At 63.9% G+C, this 16,020-nt stretch carries 9 protein-coding genes and 1 pseudogene; all 10 read left to right on the plus strand.

Features of this window, described 5'->3' with window-relative positions; genetic code table 11:
* The first annotated feature begins 206 nt into the window (after positions 1-206).
* The 10 genes and pseudogenes from JJL56_RS26490 to JJL56_RS26535 all read left to right on the plus strand — a co-directional run bounded on the left by JJL56_RS26490 (position 207) and on the right by JJL56_RS26535 (position 15,989).
* Positions 207-1,044, plus strand: a pseudogene (locus JJL56_RS26490) (IS5 family transposase).
* 472 nt (positions 1,045-1,516) lie between these two features.
* On the plus strand, positions 1,517-2,668 hold the full coding sequence (locus JJL56_RS26495; protein ID WP_200486912.1) for a hypothetical protein: 1,152 nt from the start codon (positions 1,517-1,519) through the stop codon (positions 2,666-2,668).
* A 2-nt stretch (positions 2,669-2,670) separates the two neighbouring features.
* Complete coding sequence (locus JJL56_RS26500) at positions 2,671-3,774, plus strand: hypothetical protein (protein ID WP_200486913.1); 1,104 nt, start codon at positions 2,671-2,673, stop codon at positions 3,772-3,774.
* Between the two features lie 334 nt (positions 3,775-4,108).
* Positions 4,109-5,191, plus strand: coding sequence for a hypothetical protein (locus JJL56_RS26505; protein WP_200486914.1), 1,083 nt, complete (start codon positions 4,109-4,111; stop codon positions 5,189-5,191).
* A 219-nt stretch (positions 5,192-5,410) separates the two neighbouring features.
* Positions 5,411-7,093 carry a transposase family protein gene (locus JJL56_RS26510; RefSeq protein ID WP_200486915.1) on the plus strand — a complete coding sequence of 561 codons (1,683 nt, stop codon included), beginning with the start codon at positions 5,411-5,413 and terminating at the stop codon, positions 7,091-7,093.
* Complete coding sequence (locus tag JJL56_RS26515) at positions 7,090-7,962, plus strand: TniB family NTP-binding protein (RefSeq protein WP_200486916.1); 873 nt, start codon at positions 7,090-7,092, stop codon at positions 7,960-7,962. Before JJL56_RS26510 ends, JJL56_RS26515 begins: the two co-directional genes overlap by 4 nt.
* A gap of 10 nt (positions 7,963-7,972) precedes the next feature.
* Positions 7,973-9,349 (plus strand): TniQ family protein, encoded by a 1,377-nt coding sequence (locus tag JJL56_RS26520; RefSeq protein WP_200486917.1) that lies wholly within the window; start codon positions 7,973-7,975, stop codon positions 9,347-9,349.
* Between the two features lie 131 nt (positions 9,350-9,480).
* Positions 9,481-11,823 carry a glycosyltransferase gene (locus JJL56_RS26525; protein ID WP_200486918.1) on the plus strand — a complete coding sequence of 781 codons (2,343 nt, stop codon included), beginning with the start codon at positions 9,481-9,483 and terminating at the stop codon, positions 11,821-11,823.
* On the plus strand, positions 11,820-12,794 hold the full coding sequence (locus JJL56_RS26530; RefSeq protein ID WP_200486919.1) for an AAA family ATPase: 975 nt from the start codon (positions 11,820-11,822) through the stop codon (positions 12,792-12,794). The genes JJL56_RS26525 and JJL56_RS26530 overlap by 4 nt, the downstream gene beginning before the upstream one ends.
* Positions 12,795-12,815: 21 nt before the next feature.
* On the plus strand, positions 12,816-15,989 hold the full coding sequence (locus JJL56_RS26535) for a formylglycine-generating enzyme family protein (RefSeq protein WP_200486920.1): 3,174 nt from the start codon (positions 12,816-12,818) through the stop codon (positions 15,987-15,989).
* Positions 15,990-16,020: the final 31 nt, after the last annotated feature.

Here is a 16,020-nt window from a genome sequence, read left to right on the forward strand (position 1 = left end):
TTATAGATTGACTTGCAGAACTATCAGCTATGGCAGTGTACCTATTTGGAGTTGCGGTCAGAGCGGTCCAATGACTGCGGGCGTCCTTTGGCTATCGGCCAGCTCCGGAAGTGCCTGCGCGTCGTGAGGTGGAGGCAGGCTGAGGGGTGGAATGCGGGTCTTCCGGCGCCTGTTGGAGGGGATCAATCCCGCTCTGGAGGCCCGCCATGTGGACGCCGCAAGATCGTGCCCTGGTCGGTGATTTTGGCGCCGGTCAGGCGCTATCCGATGAGCAATACCGCTTGCTGGCGCCGCTCATCCCGCCCGCCAAGCCCGGAGGGCGGCCACGCTCGGTGGACATGCGCCGCCTGTTGGACGGGCTCTTTTCCGTGGTGCGGACCGGCTGCCAGTGGCGGCACCTGCCACCGCCTCCCGCCTTCCCGGAATGGCAAACGGTCTACTGGTACATGCGCCTGTTCCAGCGTGACGGCGTGTGGGAGGCGATGCGCCATCACCTCCTGACGATGCTGCGCGAACAGGAGGGACGGGAGCCCAGTCCCTCCGCCGCCATCATCGACACGCAAAGCGTGAAGACGACCGAAAAAGGGGCCCGCGTGGCTACGACGCGGCTAAGAAGGTCTGGGGGCGCAAGCCACATTCGCGGTCGATACCTCGGGTTTGCTGCTCGGCGTCCTCGTCCACGCGGCCGACGTTCAGGATGCCGACAGCGCCGGAGAACTGCTGACACCGATCAAACGCCTGTACTGCTGGCTGCTGGCCGTCTTCGCCGACAGCATCTATAACCGGATGCCGGTAATCCTCGCCTGCTTCCTGCTCGGGCTGACCCTGATCATCGTCCGGCGGATCGCCGGTCGCGGCTTCATCCTCGTTGCGCGCCGGTGGGTGGTCGAGCGATCACTCGGGTGGCTTGGGCGGTGGCGGCGCTTATCGAAGGACTACGAGGAACTCCCGGAGGTCTCAGAAACCATGGTCACCCTGGCCATGATCCGCCTCATGCTCCACCGCCTCGCCCATCCAAACCGCAAGCGCCTGCCCCCGCCATGACCTTCTCAAACGGGCTGTCAGTTCGTTCATCTACGACGCAAGCCTTTACGTCTATGATGACGATCGTGGCCTGTTCGTTGAAATCAATTGCGCGGACGAAGCGCTGCTTGCCGAAGCGGTCGCAACGTTCCATACGATTACGCCAGTGGAGCGTGTCGATGTCGTCGACGGATCTGTCCTCTACATCCCTGTTGAAAATCCGCCTGCGAAACTGTTGCTCGAGGCGGGGGAAGCTGTTGAATCGCTATTCGAGAGCTCAGGCTATCGGAGAATGGCGTCAGAACGTAGTCAGTGGCAGCTCAAGCAAAAGGCGTAGTGGATGTCTTGCGCGGCCGATTGATGGGAGCGTAACGCTAATTGATGGGAGCGTAACGCTAAGAGTGCCTTGCCCTGTCGAACGCTGTACGTAGTATGCTGGACTGATGAGCCCCTGAATTCGTTAAGCGTTTGATGAAAATTGGGGAGGGGATGCATGGATCCAGTCACGGCAATCATGATAGCCAATACAGCCCTGAACATAGGTCGCCTTTTCATGTCGGGTGGCGGCAGCCTGCAGGCGATGGAGGTTGAACTCCTAAAAAAGTTATCAGAACAGATTGTTGCTGTTCAAAAAGGTATAATGGAGATCCTGCAGCGGCTCGAAGACCTCGAAGCCACTCTGGGGCAGGTGCCTCGCGATGTCGTGTTTGAGCTGTATAAAGCCAAAGTGCGTGGCATCAGCGGACGCCTTATCGAATTGAAGCAGACGTACGATGCTGACCTTCGCGCCCACGACATCAAATACGCCGCAGAACAGAACCGCGAAGAGCTTGAGGAAGAAATCCTGGCACCGCTGAGAGAGGCGCGCGACGTTCTTATGTCGTATCCTCAGTTTGCGCTGCTGCCGGTGGTGTCGGAATGCGCGTTTCATGAAACCTTTGCGATGAGCATGCTGACCGAGCGAAAAACGCGGGCAGACGCCGCAATTGATCGGTACCGGAACTGGGTCACGGTCGTGACGGAAGGAGATGCAAATGATGACAGATATCTCCATGGCGCGCTTCAAAACGCTACGAATGAAATGGCTTCCTTGATACAGAAGGCGAAAGAGAAAGCTAAATTCGAGTGCTATGAAAAAGTCTGGACGGTGGATGGGCCGGTGCCCGGGTGCCCCCCGGGTGTTCCTGTCTCGAGGTTTTGGAGCCTCCGCAGCGATGATGTGTGGATCGAAGTGGATCCGTCAGCGTTCAGTGAACTCAATGCGGTCGCAGCCGCCATGATCGCAGAGGGAACTCTTTCGAGCGATGAGGCACCGGTCAAGGCGCAGATCCGAGTGCCTCCCGGACCCGACGGTCCGTGGAAGCACATTGTTCAGTCTTGCCTGGCAAAATTTGTGCGTATTGTGCCTCAGGACGGCTCTCCGTCGATCGGCGATTATCGCCCAGAAGAGTGGGCATCCGCTCTTCTGCCGTGTCAGGCCGAGTTTCTGAACGCGCGCACCCGGATGACGGAAACGGCGGATAAGCTTACAAAAATAGGGCCTCGGGTTGTTTCGTTGCGGGCACTTTCCAAGACATCAAAAGACACGCTCACCTTCCTCAACGACTTCCAGGCCAAGATTGCCAAACTTGAACACGGAGATTAGCCATGGCCGGTGGCATTCTGATCGACGATGACGCCTTTCCATCGCCCGACCAGTCTCCCGCGCTGGACTTAGTAGATGATCCGTTGTGGCTGACCGTGCTTAAGTGGACTGGCCTGGAACTGCGGGACAGCGTGCTTAAGGAGCAATTTAAGCTGGGCATCAATGCGACCCAGCAGCAAATTCACGACGCGATTGATGGCAAGCCCACCCTAGGGTTTCTACTTCGCGTGAACATACACGCCGATGAGTTTGGTACTCCGCAAGTGCCTGGCGGGCAGCTAGTCACGCCGATCGGGGTGGGCACCGAGCCACTGGATGCGTTGGCAGAGTTCGTTCGCAAGCCATCTTTGAGCTCCACATCCTCCAGCCCGCGCAACCACTCGTACTATATATGGGTGAGCAACAAAGACGGGCATTTTTATGCTCAGAAGTCTCACCCTGGGACCGATCCGGTCTGGCGCAAACAGTTCGAAGCCAACGCCGTCCGAGAAGGTCACCGGCGCGACCTGCTCGGGGCATGGACGACGGCGATGCCGCCCGGCGGGCTGATGACGCTGCAACGATCCACCTTCTGGCATCAGACAGCGGAACGTTACTCGAAGCATCTCTCATCGGAAGATCGGCGCGCTCGCGTCGATGCCCTCGGTCGCGAGTTCTCGGCGAAAGAAAAAGCCTTCAACGATCTGTATACAGCTTACCAGCAGTCGTTGGAGGACGCCGCACGGCATCAACAATTGATGAATACATTGAACACCATAAGCACAGCGCTCAGCGCCGTCGAGGGCGCAATCAAGATCGGGACCCTATATTCCGGCCAAAATACACCGGTGGGGGCAAATGGCCAGCCGCAGGCCCCGATCGATACTGTGCGCCAAACAACAGAAGAAAGAACCCGCGCACTTGAGGAGTACAACGCAAACAGTGCTGAATTGATCGAATTGCGCGCTGGTGAACTGCAACAACTGGACGCGACGATCCGCACCGAATATACGCATGACAAAGTGCCGATCCCGAACGCAGAGGGACCCTTGTTCCTGCCTGGAGGCGGTGGAGGGTTGCGGACCCCGATCGTTGTGCCGGTGCAGCCGCCGAAGCCTCCGGACTGATGCGTGTCCGGCGCCGTGCGCGATGCCGCAGCGCCAAACCGCGGGAATAGTCACAAAACCATAAGCGGAGCGTGCACCGGATCAGGTGTTGACAGCGGGCTTACAGTTCCAGGGGAGGAGATCTGCGAGGCGGTTGGGGGGATAGCCGTTCACCATGCGCTCCAGGGCGGGGTGACGCCATAGAAAGGGCGAAAATTACGCCGCCATTATCAGTCAAACACAGCTGCAGTGAAGAGGACGTTGATCCCGCCGTTCTTGGTTCGCCGCAGTTGGCGTCCTACAGTTCAATGAGCCTATCGAAGGAACCATCAACGTTCCAGAATAGGAGGAACTCATGTCGGCCTTTGTTTACCGGTATGTGATGCGCGCGTGCGTCATTCTGGCTGTATCCACAAACGGCGCACTCGCGCAGACGCCGGAATTGAAGTCACTCTTTACAGAGTATACGCGCGCCCAGATTGTAGACTGGATTGACGCAAAGACGTTTGCCGTCGGTCGTTGGGACGGATCGCTAGAGGTGTTTCGGACGCCAGAGACCGGTGAGTCTACGCCTCTATTGCTCCAATCCATCGTAACCTCGTCGGGCGGCGGCATTGAGATGCTCTCAGCGCTCGATGACAACACGATACTGTATGCCGATCGCGAAGACCAGATCGCGGTTCGAGCACGGTCCGCGTCCGGCGAGTTCGGTGCCTCTCAGCCATTTACGTATGACGCGTCCTACGGCGTCGCCAACAGCGTGGCGCATAGTCAAGTGAGCGGCTCCGACGTTGTCGTGACCGGTCATGCAAACGGTTTTGCGCTCGTCTGGCAGCGCAAGGGAGCGTCTCTTGCGCTTCTTCGTGCGGTCGACCTGCGGTCGCTGCAGCCCATCCAAAGCCCCTATCCCCTCAAGAACATCCGCGGCCTCGCCTTCTGGAAAGGCGCCATCGTCCTTTCCGGCTCAGAGGACGGGGATATCGCGGCATTTAACGTGGAGACGGGCAACGTTCTTTTCCATGAGCGCTATTCGCCCTCGGCCGAGCGGGGGATTAACAATATCTCCGTTCTCGGCGACAAGCTTCTGGTGGTGAACTGTTCTGTGGGTCCGCAGGACAGGAACATCTGGCTCTACGAGATCGGAGAGGATGGCGTGACTCTGTTCAGCTCCCTCAACCTCGTGCGGGACACCACGCGTCCGCAGGTCTTCAATTTCGATGGCGATCTGTTTCAAACGAATGGCATTGTCCGCTTCGCCGCCAGCACGGAAGAAGGACTACTGTGGCTCGGATCGATCCAGAACAACGCGCTTGTCGTCGAAGGCGTGGGCAAGATAGCAGATAGCGGTGGCGCAAGCCTTGACCTCAACGCGGAAGGAATCATCGCTGCAGCAGCCCACGATGTCCACCTCTTCAGCACTGCGGCAACAGGCAGGTAACAATGCGCAGCGCGGACCGAAAAGGACCGCGCGCGCCGAGCAGGCTATCTCGGCGCGACACCGATTAAGATTGCCGATCAAAACCCAGTGTCGCTCCCACTTAAGAATTTTCCCTACCTCTAATGAAATTTATGTCGACTTTTCATAGCCTTTCGCGGAAGGTTTTCGCCTGAAAGTTTTCTTGCAGCCGAAAGCTTTCCCGAAAAGGACGCAGGCGCCATGGGCGAACCCGTTGAGGACCCGCTCGGCAACGCGCGCTGGGTCGAGGCCGAACGTCTGGCCACGCACCTGGACCGCATCCTCGACCGGTCCGCCCCGCACAGCGCGGAGCGGGCCGCCGCCGTCGCCGACCTCGCGGCCCGCCTCAAACGAACGCCCCAGACCATCCGCGGCTACCTGCGCAAGTACGGCCCCCGCCGGCTGGTCCGCGACCTGCTGCGCGACGATTCCGGCCGCGGCCCCCGGCTGGCGGCGGAGGTCGAGGCGATCATCAAGACGGGCCTCGACGAGACCTACCTGCAGCGGGAGCCGCGCTCGCTGAACGAGGCCCTGACCATCATCAACGGCCGCCTGGAGAGCGCGGGGCTGAAGCCCGTCTCGTTCAACACGGTGAAGGACCGCCTCTGGACGCACTGGACGGCGGAGGAGGTCGCGCGCCGGCGGGGCGGGCCGACCGCGGCCCGCAAGCACCGGCGCCGCGGCGGCTCGCTGGTCCCCGATTACCCGCTGCAGGTCTGCCAGATCGACGAGACGGAGATCGACCTGCTCGCCGTCGACGAGGCGGGCAACCTGCTGAAGCGGCTCTGGGTCATCGTCCTGGTCGACGTGCTGACCCACATGATCCTGGGCTTCTGGCTGTGGCCGCGCTCGGCCAACCGGGAGGCGATCGGGCTGTGCATCCAGCACGCGGTCCGTCCGAAGGCGGCCTACTTCCAGAAGCTGGGCATCGAGGCCACGGACGTCTTCGGCCGGCCGGAGCGGATCGTCTCGGACCGGGCGGCCTGGTACAAGGCGCTGGAGGACAACCGGAGCCTGGAGGATCTGCGGATCAAGGTGGACCCCCGGCGCGGCGAGCCGCACATCCGGAACGTGGTCGAACGCCTGCAGGGATCGATCAACCAGCAGCTCCGCACGGCCCGCGGGCAGACCGGCTCGTCGATCGCCGACCGGGGCGATTACCCGGCGGAGGAGCGCGCCTGCCTCACCTACGGGCAGATTGAGAAGGCGGTCGCCATCACAGCCTTCCGCATCTGCAACGGGGAAATGGACAAGAAGACGCGCAAGCGCCCCGATCTGGAATGGGCCAAGCACGCGGCCCTGATCCCGGAGCACCTTCTCAACGTCGACTGGGAGGAAGTGCAACTCGCCTTCCTGCCGGAAAAGACGTGCAGCTTGTCCGGCAAGGGCATCCCGGCCTTCGGGCTCGACTACTGGTCGGCCGAGGACCCCAGGCTTGCCGATCTGTACGCCGACCGGGGCCGCAAGAAGCTGCGCATCAAGATCAACCGCAACGACGTCAGCCACATCTACCTGTGGCATCCGACGCTGGAGCACTGGATCACCGTGCCCCGGGCCGACGGCGACCTCGCGCCGAAGACGGCGTGGGAGCTCGAGGCGGAGCGGGCCCGGGAACGGGCGGAGGCGGAGACCACCTGGACGGAGAAGGGGGTGTCGCGCGAGATGGTCGCGGCGGCGCTGACGCCGGCGTCCCCGAGCGAGCGGAAGACGCGCGGCACCCGCAAGGCGGCCAGCGATGCCCTGGCGGCCCGCGTCGCCGGCGACGCGCCCAAGCCGCAGGCGGCCGACATGGATCTCAACCGCCTCAAGACCACGGGCGATGGGCTGGGACGCCTGCCCCGGACCACGGAACGCTTCACCGTCGAAGCCTGGGAGGACCCATGACCGATCACCTGAGCCCCCGTGCCCGTCAGCAGCTGGAAACCCTCGACACCGAGGCGCGCTGCGTGGCCATGGAGGAGATGCGGTGGATCGGCTACCCGGCGGCCGCGCAGGCGCTGACCGCGCTGTCGAAGGTCCGCGAGCGCGGGCGGTCCATCCGCACGATGGGCGTGGCCATCTGCGGCCCATACCGCAACGGGAAGACGATGGTCGCCGACAAGTTTCTGAGGACGGCGACGGTGCAGGTCCGGCCGACCTACTATTTCCAGGTTCCGACCGCGGCATCCCGGCTCGATTTCCTCACCGGGATGATCCGCGCCATGGGCCGCGTCCCGGACACCACCCAGCGCACGATCGAGGGGCGGCGGCAACAGGTCGAGGATCTGCTCAGCGAATACGAGCCGCGGATCTTCATCTTCGACGACGCGCACCATGGCTTCAGCGGAACCGGGGCGAAGGACTTCCACACGCTTCTGCGCGTCATGGGACAGCGCTGGGACATGTCGCCGGTGCTGATCGGCGACCGCTCCCTGGCCGCGGTGATCCATGCGGACGGCGAGCTGTCCACGCGGCTCGTCAACTGCCCGCTGCGGCGGTGGGAATACGGAGAGGATTACGCCCGTCTCCTCAACAGCCTCGTGGCTGAGCTGCCGCTGCGGCGCGAATCCGAGTTGACGGAGGAGCCGCTCGCCAAGGCGATCTTCCGGGTCTCGGAAGGCCTGATCGGGGAGATCGTGCAGAACGTCGCCGCGGCTGCGGCTGCGGCGGTCCGCAGCGGCGACGAACGGATCACGCTGGCCCTGTTCAAGGCGATGGAATTCGCCCCGCCGTCGCGGCGCTTTTCCGCGGCCGAGCTGCGTGGTCTGGCCTGAGGGCGAGGTGATGCGCCCCGAGCCGGCGGACCGCTTTCCGGTGGAGCCGCTGGAGCGTGGCCGCCCTCAGTCCGATCGCTGGGCCGCGGAGCCCGCTCCGCTGGACGGGGAATTGCTGAGCAGCTGGCTCAACCGTTACGCTTGGGCGAACGCGATGAGCCCGGACGCGTTTCTCCGGGGATTGCGCCCTGTCCTCGGCCGGACCGTGACCGATCCGGACCGCGCGGCTCCGGCACGGTTCCTTGAGTTCCTCGCGCGACGGACCGGCCTGCCGGCGGCACGGTTCACGCTCCTGCTGAGCGCTGCCCACATCTCGGCATCGCTGGGGATGGAGATGCGGCCCACCCCGTATTTCTGTCCCGGCTGTTGGCGGGCGGAATCCACCCCCTACGTTCGCCGGGGGTGGCGGATGGCGCCGCTCCAACTCTGCTTGGAACACGGAAGCTGGTTGTGCCGCCGGTGCCCGAACTGCCGGGCGCCGCTGTCTCTGCTCCAAGGGGTTTCCCGACGCCACCTGTGGGAATGTGCGGCCTGCCGGCACGATCTGCGACGGGCCAAAGCGCTTCGGGCCTCGCCGGTCGCGATCCTCGGGCAGGGTCTGGTCCACGACATTCTGGATCAGGCGGATGCGGTTGCGCAGGAGGGCATCGCCAGGGAGATGTTCAGCGCTCTGTCCGATCTCGACGTCGGGCTGAACGCCCTGCGCCGTGCGGCGCGGGGGCGGCCCAGCCCGGCGGTGGTCCGGCGATCCGGATTGGCCGCCGTCGATGGCTCCTGGCGCTCCATCCATGAGCTTCTGAACGCGATTCCCTTCGGTGGCGTGAGAACGCGCCTCCTTCATCGCCTGCAGGAACGGGTCCACGATCCGGCGTGGGCCATGGCGCCGCCGGCTCCTCCCGGTACTCGGCTGTGTCTTTCCCCGGCTGCCGGCGTCCAGCTACCGGCGCGGTGCGTCCGGCAAGCCACCCTCGACGATATTCCGGCGCTGCAAAGGTTCTGCCGCACCCTGTCCGCAATCCTGGACCGCGACCAATGGCTCGGGAAGGGAGTGGAGCACCGGGATTCCTTACGGGACCTCCTGACCATCCGCTGGCACAGCTTCGCCGAAGAGGACCAGCCCTTGGCCGTGGCGGTCGATGGAGACGGCATCGTGGGGGTGGGCATGGTGTGGGCGGAGCGACTCATTGAGATCTTCGTCGATCCGACCTCCGAAGCAACCTTTCTTCCCATGTTGCTGGAAGGGATCACCCATCTCGCCGCGCGTCGGGGCGTGCGGCGGATCGAGGCCCGGGTGGATCGCACCCACCGCGCTGCGTTTGAACTGGCTGGCCAGCGGGGCACCGGATCGTTCGTCACATCGCCGCTTTGGAGCAGGTCGCTGCCCTGAAGCATGACAATCACGATGCCTTCACAAAACCCTGTCCGCTGACGAGACGCACTCGCAAAGGGATGCATCGCCACCTCATTTATGTTAAAAGTAGAAAATATATAGAGAAAATAATCTTTTGAGGGCATTCCATGATTCCGAGCAATTTTATGCTGTTGGCAACGGCTTGGGGTGCACGCCACGGGGGAATCAATGCCTTCAACCGAGATTTTGCCGTGGGGCTTGCCACCGCGCTCGGTACGGATGGCACGGTGTTTTGCGCGGTTCCCGACCCTCGGCCCGACGATGAAGCCGATGCGCGCAACAACGGCGTGCGCTTGGTTCCTTTGCTTGGCAAAGGGCGGGTGGAACGGTTTGATCCCGATTGGGTCTACAGGATTTCTGCGTGGATGCGTGACCATGCCGAGAACGCCCCCATTGCGTGGTGGGTAGGGCATGACGTCGTCAGCGGCGATGCGGCCTTGGAAGGGCCAAAAGCCGTACATGGCAGTGGCACGGCCCTTATCCACCACATGAGCTATCTCGCCTACCAAGCCTACAAACACGACAACGCGGTCGAAGCTGTCGACAAGGCCAACCAACAGCGCAGGTTGTTCAGCACGCCCACCGCCCGCCTTTTTGCGGTTGGGCCGTCCCTGCGGGATTCTTGCGAGGAACTGAGGGACAGCGAGCAGCCGGTGACGATGCTCGTTCCAGGCTTCGCCGGCGAGCCGATCACAAAGAGAGGGAAGCCGAGGGGAAACCTGAGCGCGGTCAGCTTCGGGCGGATGGAGACCGCTTCCGACCGCATCAAGCAGGGGCGGTTGGCGCTTGCCGGATTCGGAGCGGCGGCAAAATATGGTAAGGAACCGGGCGGTCCAGCGAATCTCGAGAAACCAACTTTCTATCTCATCGGGCTGCCGACTGAAGACAGCGGTGAAGCCAAACAGGTTCGCCATATTATTGAAGAGAATGCTGGACGTGTGATCAACGTTTTGCCCCTTCCATATGACGAGGATCGGGCGCGTCTGTTTGATACGCTGGCCCGCACTGATTTGTCGCTGATGCTGTCCTGGCACGAGGGTTTCGGCCTGACCGGATGGGAAGCGATCGCCGCCGGTGTGCCGGTGATTGTCGGCAAAGACTCCGGACTGTTCCGGCTTGTGGACGAAACCCTGAAGGGGGCCGGCACCGGGTGTCTTGCTGGACTCGATCTCGAAGGGCGGCGCGGAGCCGGAGATACCCCGAACTACACGGAAAAGGACATGGTCAGTGTCCGTGATGCAGTCCTGGCGATCGCCGTCAGTCCTGAGCGAGCGCGCGAAAACGCCTTGTCGTTGAGGCGGCAACTGGCCGAAAAATTGGTCTGCACATGGGAGAACACCGGCCAACAGTTTCTGGCCGGCTTGGCAGATAGTCGGACCGACGGGGTGTCGGTATCGGTCGGTGGAGGTTCTTCCGGAGGGTCTTGTGCTGGTGGTGTGGGAAGCGGTCACAAGGCGAACCCGCAGCATGTAGCCGGGGAGCACGGCTCATCGCATTCCCCAGGAAGCGATAAAGGGGCCGCACCGTCGGAAGGCGACGCGGAAAACGCCTCCGGCCTCTCCGGCGGCCTGGGGAGCAAACGCCGAGAGCAATCGCGCGGGCAGTGGCTGCCCGTTCTCGAACGGGAAATTTGCAAAGCGCTGACCGCGTCGGGTCAGGTCATCGAGATGCTGGAGAGGGCACTGGATGTGCCGAAGACGAGTGGCGCATCTGCTGCCATCTCGCAGGATCGTGTCCAGCGCGTTTGCCACACGCTTCTGAACGTTCGCTTCGAAACGGCAACCGACGTGCTGCACACCCTGTACGGATATCTCACCCGTGCTGAAGCCATCGACGCAATGGCCTTGAAGGCGGTCGGCGATGTCAGCGGGTGGTTGTTCCCCTGGTTGTACATCGCGCATTCCGGCTTCGGGTGCGACCGCTTCGACTATTTGCATCTTGGCGAGATCATTGAGATCCCAAGCAATATTGAAAGCTTCGCTGAAATCGTCATGGCCGGAACCGACATTCATAGGGCGCAGTTCGAACCGACCGGGACGGCGCTGGATTGGCCGAAACCCGCCTTTTCGCTGCAGCTCGGGATCGTGGAAGAAGGGCGTGATTCGTCCGTCCACGGAGTGTCCGTTGACGAGGTGAACATTCGAACGGCGCTCGCCTTGAAGGTGAACGTTAATCCGGCAATCCGGATGTCGGGCAATCCCCGACTCATCGACACGTCGATCAACGAAGAGATCGATTTCCGCGTCGGCATTGGGCGCCGCTGGTACGTCATATGCACCGTCTTCCCTGAACCAGATGACCAGAGAAGGCATCTGGAATTGATGAGCCGGGTCGCCGCCCGTTACCCTGGTTTGGCGGTCGTCCGCCTCGACATGACCATGGCGAGCCTGCACACGAAGATGCGCCAGATCCAACGCCTGATGGGCCTGATGCCGGAGATGCAGTCATGACCCGCTTATCCCTCCCGCGATCGTCCAGCGGCGTTCTTGCCGTCGAATTTCCTGCTGAATCTGGTTCCAGCGACCGCATTCATCTGTTCCGGGCGCGGGAAATCCACGCCATCAACGCCGCGATGGCGGCCGGGCGGCCGCTTCTGGTGCGCGGCGAGCCCGGTGTCGGGAAGAGCCAACTGGCCCGCGCCGCGGCCAAAGCGCTGGGGCGGGCCTTCGTCAAGCACGTGGTGGATGCCCACACGGAATCCCGTGATCTGATGTGGACGTTCGACGCCGTAAAGCGGTTGGCCGAGGCGCAGCTTGCCGGCGCCCTGCGCGACGATATTGTCGCGGCGCGGATGGAACTGGCGATGGATCGCTTCCTCCATCCCGGTCCCTTGTGGTGGGCGTTCGATTGGCAAAGCGCCGGACGCCAAGCGAGGATGGCGGGCGTCGAACCGCCGGCTCAACGGGACGGCGGCGCGTGGGAAAACGGCAGCGTCCTGCTGCTCGACGAAATCGACAAAGCGGAAGCGGAGGTGCCGAACGGGCTGCTGGACGCCCTGGGCGCCCGCGAATTCACACCGTTGGGCGGCGCCCCCGTCCGGATCAACGGAACCGCGCCGTTGGTGGTCATCACCACCAACGAGGAACGTGTGCTGCCCGACGCGTTCCTGCGCCGTTGTCTGGTGCTCCACCTCGGCCTGCCGACGAAGGAGGATGAGTTGATCGCCTTCCTGGTCGGGCGCGGGCGGGCGCATTTTCCGGATTTGTCGCTCAAACTGCTGCGCAAGGCAGCGGAACTCCTGCAGATCGACCGCGCCGAAGCCATCCGCCGGAATCAACGCCCTTATCCCGGCCAAGCCGAGTATCTCGACCTGTTGCGGGCGGTGCGGGAACTGGCGGGCGGCACGCGCGAGGGCATGCGCTTGCTGGAGGTCATGCGGGACTACACGCTGCGCAAGCATGATGCGCCGGCCACACCGTAAAAATCGGAACGAGGGCCGGCCATGACCCGGAAGCGTCCTGCGCCTCTCCCGACACCCATCGCGCGCGGCCGGTGCGGGTACGCCGATCTTCTGAGGGCCTATGCGGTCGGCGGCGAAGACGAGCTGGCGGTGGCCGCGGAACTGGCCGGTTACCGACGGTCCGGCCAACGGCGAAAAGACCCGCCGCTGAAAGCCGGAGCCAAGACCAAGCCGACGGGTGATGTTCCACCGGAGCCGCCCATTGCCGACCTTGCGCCGCTGGCCGACGTTCCGTTCTGGCGGCCAACGGTCTACAAACGCCATGGCGGTGACAGCGAGGCGCCGTCCGGCACCGAACCGTCCGCGCCGGCTCTGGAACTTGCCGATGTCCTGCCGCCACCTTCCGCATCGGCGGATCTGGCGCCATGGAACGCGGTCGTGTCGGCGATGCGGCAAAGCGCTGTCGAATGGACGAGAGGTCGGGCACCGGATATTCCAGCGGTGCTGCGCCATGTCGAGAAGGGGCGGCTGCTTGATCGTCTGCCGCGTCGGCGGCACCGACGCTGGGGTTCCGCGATCCAATTCATCATCGACCGCAGCGAACGGCTGGTGCCGTTCTACGGCGATCAGGAGCGTGTCGCCGGCAACCTGTCGCGCCTTTTCCCGGCCCATGCTGTGGAACGGGCGACGATGGAGGATGGCTTGGAAGAGCCCGTGCTGTCCGACCGTCACGGGTACCCGAAGCGATATCGTCCACCTCCCGTCGGAACGCTGGTGGTGGTGCTGGGCGATCTCGGCTGTCTGGCGGCCGGAGGAAGCCGCCTGATCCATCAATGGCACGCCTTCGGCGAGCGGCTGGCGCTGGAGGGGTGCTGCCCGGTGGCTCTGACGCCATGCCCGCGGGCACGCTGGCAGCCGGAGATGGCGCGGGCTTGGCGGATGGTGGAATGGGACCGGCGCGCCGACGCACCCACCGATCCGGACGGCCTTGCCCTGCGGGTGGAACGGCTGTTGGCGCTCGCCTCGCCAGCTGTCCGGCTGGAACCGGCGCTGTTGCGCGACCTGCGTCTCCTTCTCGGCGGGCAGGCGGATGCCGGAACGGAGTCTGACCTGTGGCAGCACCGGGCGTTGGTCGGACGGTCCTGCGTTGCCGGCACGCTCGACCCTGCTGCCGGTATCGCCGGCCGAGCTGCTTTGCACCGAACCGAGAGCGCGCTGATTCCGGAGGTGGCCGCCTTGTTGCGCCGCCATCACGCCGCGCGACCGGACATCTGGATGGAAGAGCTGCTGCGTCTGGACCCGGCATCGCTGCCGTCCGATCTTCGTGACGGTGATATGGCATGGGCGCGCGAACGGTTGACTGCGTTCGCGCGGTCGTTGACGGACAACCCTGTCGATTTGCCCTACGCGCGGCGCTTCTACCGCCGCGGGGTGGAGGACATTCAAGGGCAGACCGATGATGCCGTGACCACATCCCTGTCGCGGCTCTATGCGGCGGCGTTCGTCGCCAGCAAGGATGCTCCACCGCCACCGCCGGGCTTCGATCCGGCTTTCGTTGGGGGCCGCGGGCCGGAACGAACCGTAGCGCTGCGTCAGATCGGTTGCCAATTGATGGTTGCAAGCGACAGTGGAGAAACCGGCAGTCCGCTCCTGAGCCTGCGAACCGCCAATGGGCTGATTGCGATCGAGGGAGAGGACCGCGACGCCTTCTGGAAATCCGGCATCCCGCCCGCCTGGGCGGAGAACTGGGGATGGGACAGCTTCGGCGCCTGGGTCACCTTCCGCGTTGCGACGGTGGTTCAGAAAATGCGCTGGATCGCACCGGGCCGCTTCCGGATGGGCTCGCCGGAGGACGAGGCGAAACGGGACGCTGACGAGGGTCCGCAACACGAGGTGACGCTGACCTACGGCTTCTGGCTGTTCGACACGGCCTGTTCCCAGGCGCTGTGGCGCGCGGTGATGGACAAGAACCCGAGCAGTTTCCAGGACGACAAGCGCCGTCCGGTGGAGCAAGTGAGCTGGACCGACGTCCGGGGCTTTCTGAAGCGGATCAACCGGCGCCTTCCCGGCCTGTCGCTCGGCTTGCCGACGGAGGCGCAGTGGGAATACGCCTGCCGGGCCGGGACCACGACGCCGTTCAGCTTCGGCGGGACGATCACACCGGATCAGGTGAATTACGATGGGAACCACCCTTATCGGGATGGGCCGAAGGGGCTGTACCGGAATCAGACGGTCCCGGTGGGCAGCCTGCCGCCGAACCCGTGGGGCCTGTACGAGATGCACGGGAATGTCTGGGAGTGGTGCGCGGACGGCCGGCGGGACTACACGGGCGAAGCGGTCACCGACCCACGGGGACCGGAAACGGCCGACGCCGAGCGCGTTCTTCGCGGTGGTTCCTGGTTTGGCGGCGCTTGGTACGTCCGCGCCGCTTTCCGCAACCGGTACGCCCCGGACGCCCGCTTCGCCCGCTTCGGCTTTCGCTGTGCCTCAGGTCAGGCCAGCCGGGACGGCGGAGCGGAGCCGGCGGCCCCGGCGTCTCCCCGGCTGGCGGTGCGACGGGGTGTGCCGGGGATGACGGGCGCCACGGTCCTGCGAATGGAGTCCGGAGGGCGATGCCCGCTTCCCAACACCCCCGCCGTCCGCATCGTCACCGACCGGGAGGAGGTTCGCCTGGAGCGTCTGACCCGTCCCGCCTGGGCGGACGCTCTTGGCCGCGACCGTTTCGGCCTGTGGGCCGACCTCGCGGTGCCACCGCTGCGGGGCGGCGACCCGGTGGTGCAGCGGCTGCGCTGGATCGCGCCGGGCCGCTTCCGGATGGGCTCGCCGGAGGACGAGGCGGAGCGGTACGCTGACGAGGGTCCGCAACACGCGGTGACGCTGACCCGCGGCTTCTGGCTGTTCGACACGGCCTGTTCGCAGGCGCTGTGGCGCGCGGTGATGGACGAAAACCCGAGCCGTTTCCAGAACGACGAACGCTGTCCGGTGGAGCGGGTCAGTTGGACCGACATCCAGGGCTTTCTGGAGCGGATCAACCAGCACCTTCCCGGCCTGTCGCTCGGCTTGCCGACGGAGGCGCAGTGGGAATACGCCTGCCGGGCTGGGACCACAACGCCGTTCAGCTTCGGCGGGACGGTGACGCCGGATCAGGTGAACTACGATGGGAACAGCCCCTACCGGGACGGACCGAGCCGTTCGCTTATCGTGGACCTATTCTAGGGTTGTGCTTCCGGGGGCTCGATTTGTTTCA

Source organism: Azospirillum aestuarii, from assembly GCF_016632405.1.
Lineage (GTDB): Bacteria > Pseudomonadota > Alphaproteobacteria > Azospirillales > Azospirillaceae > Azospirillum > Azospirillum aestuarii.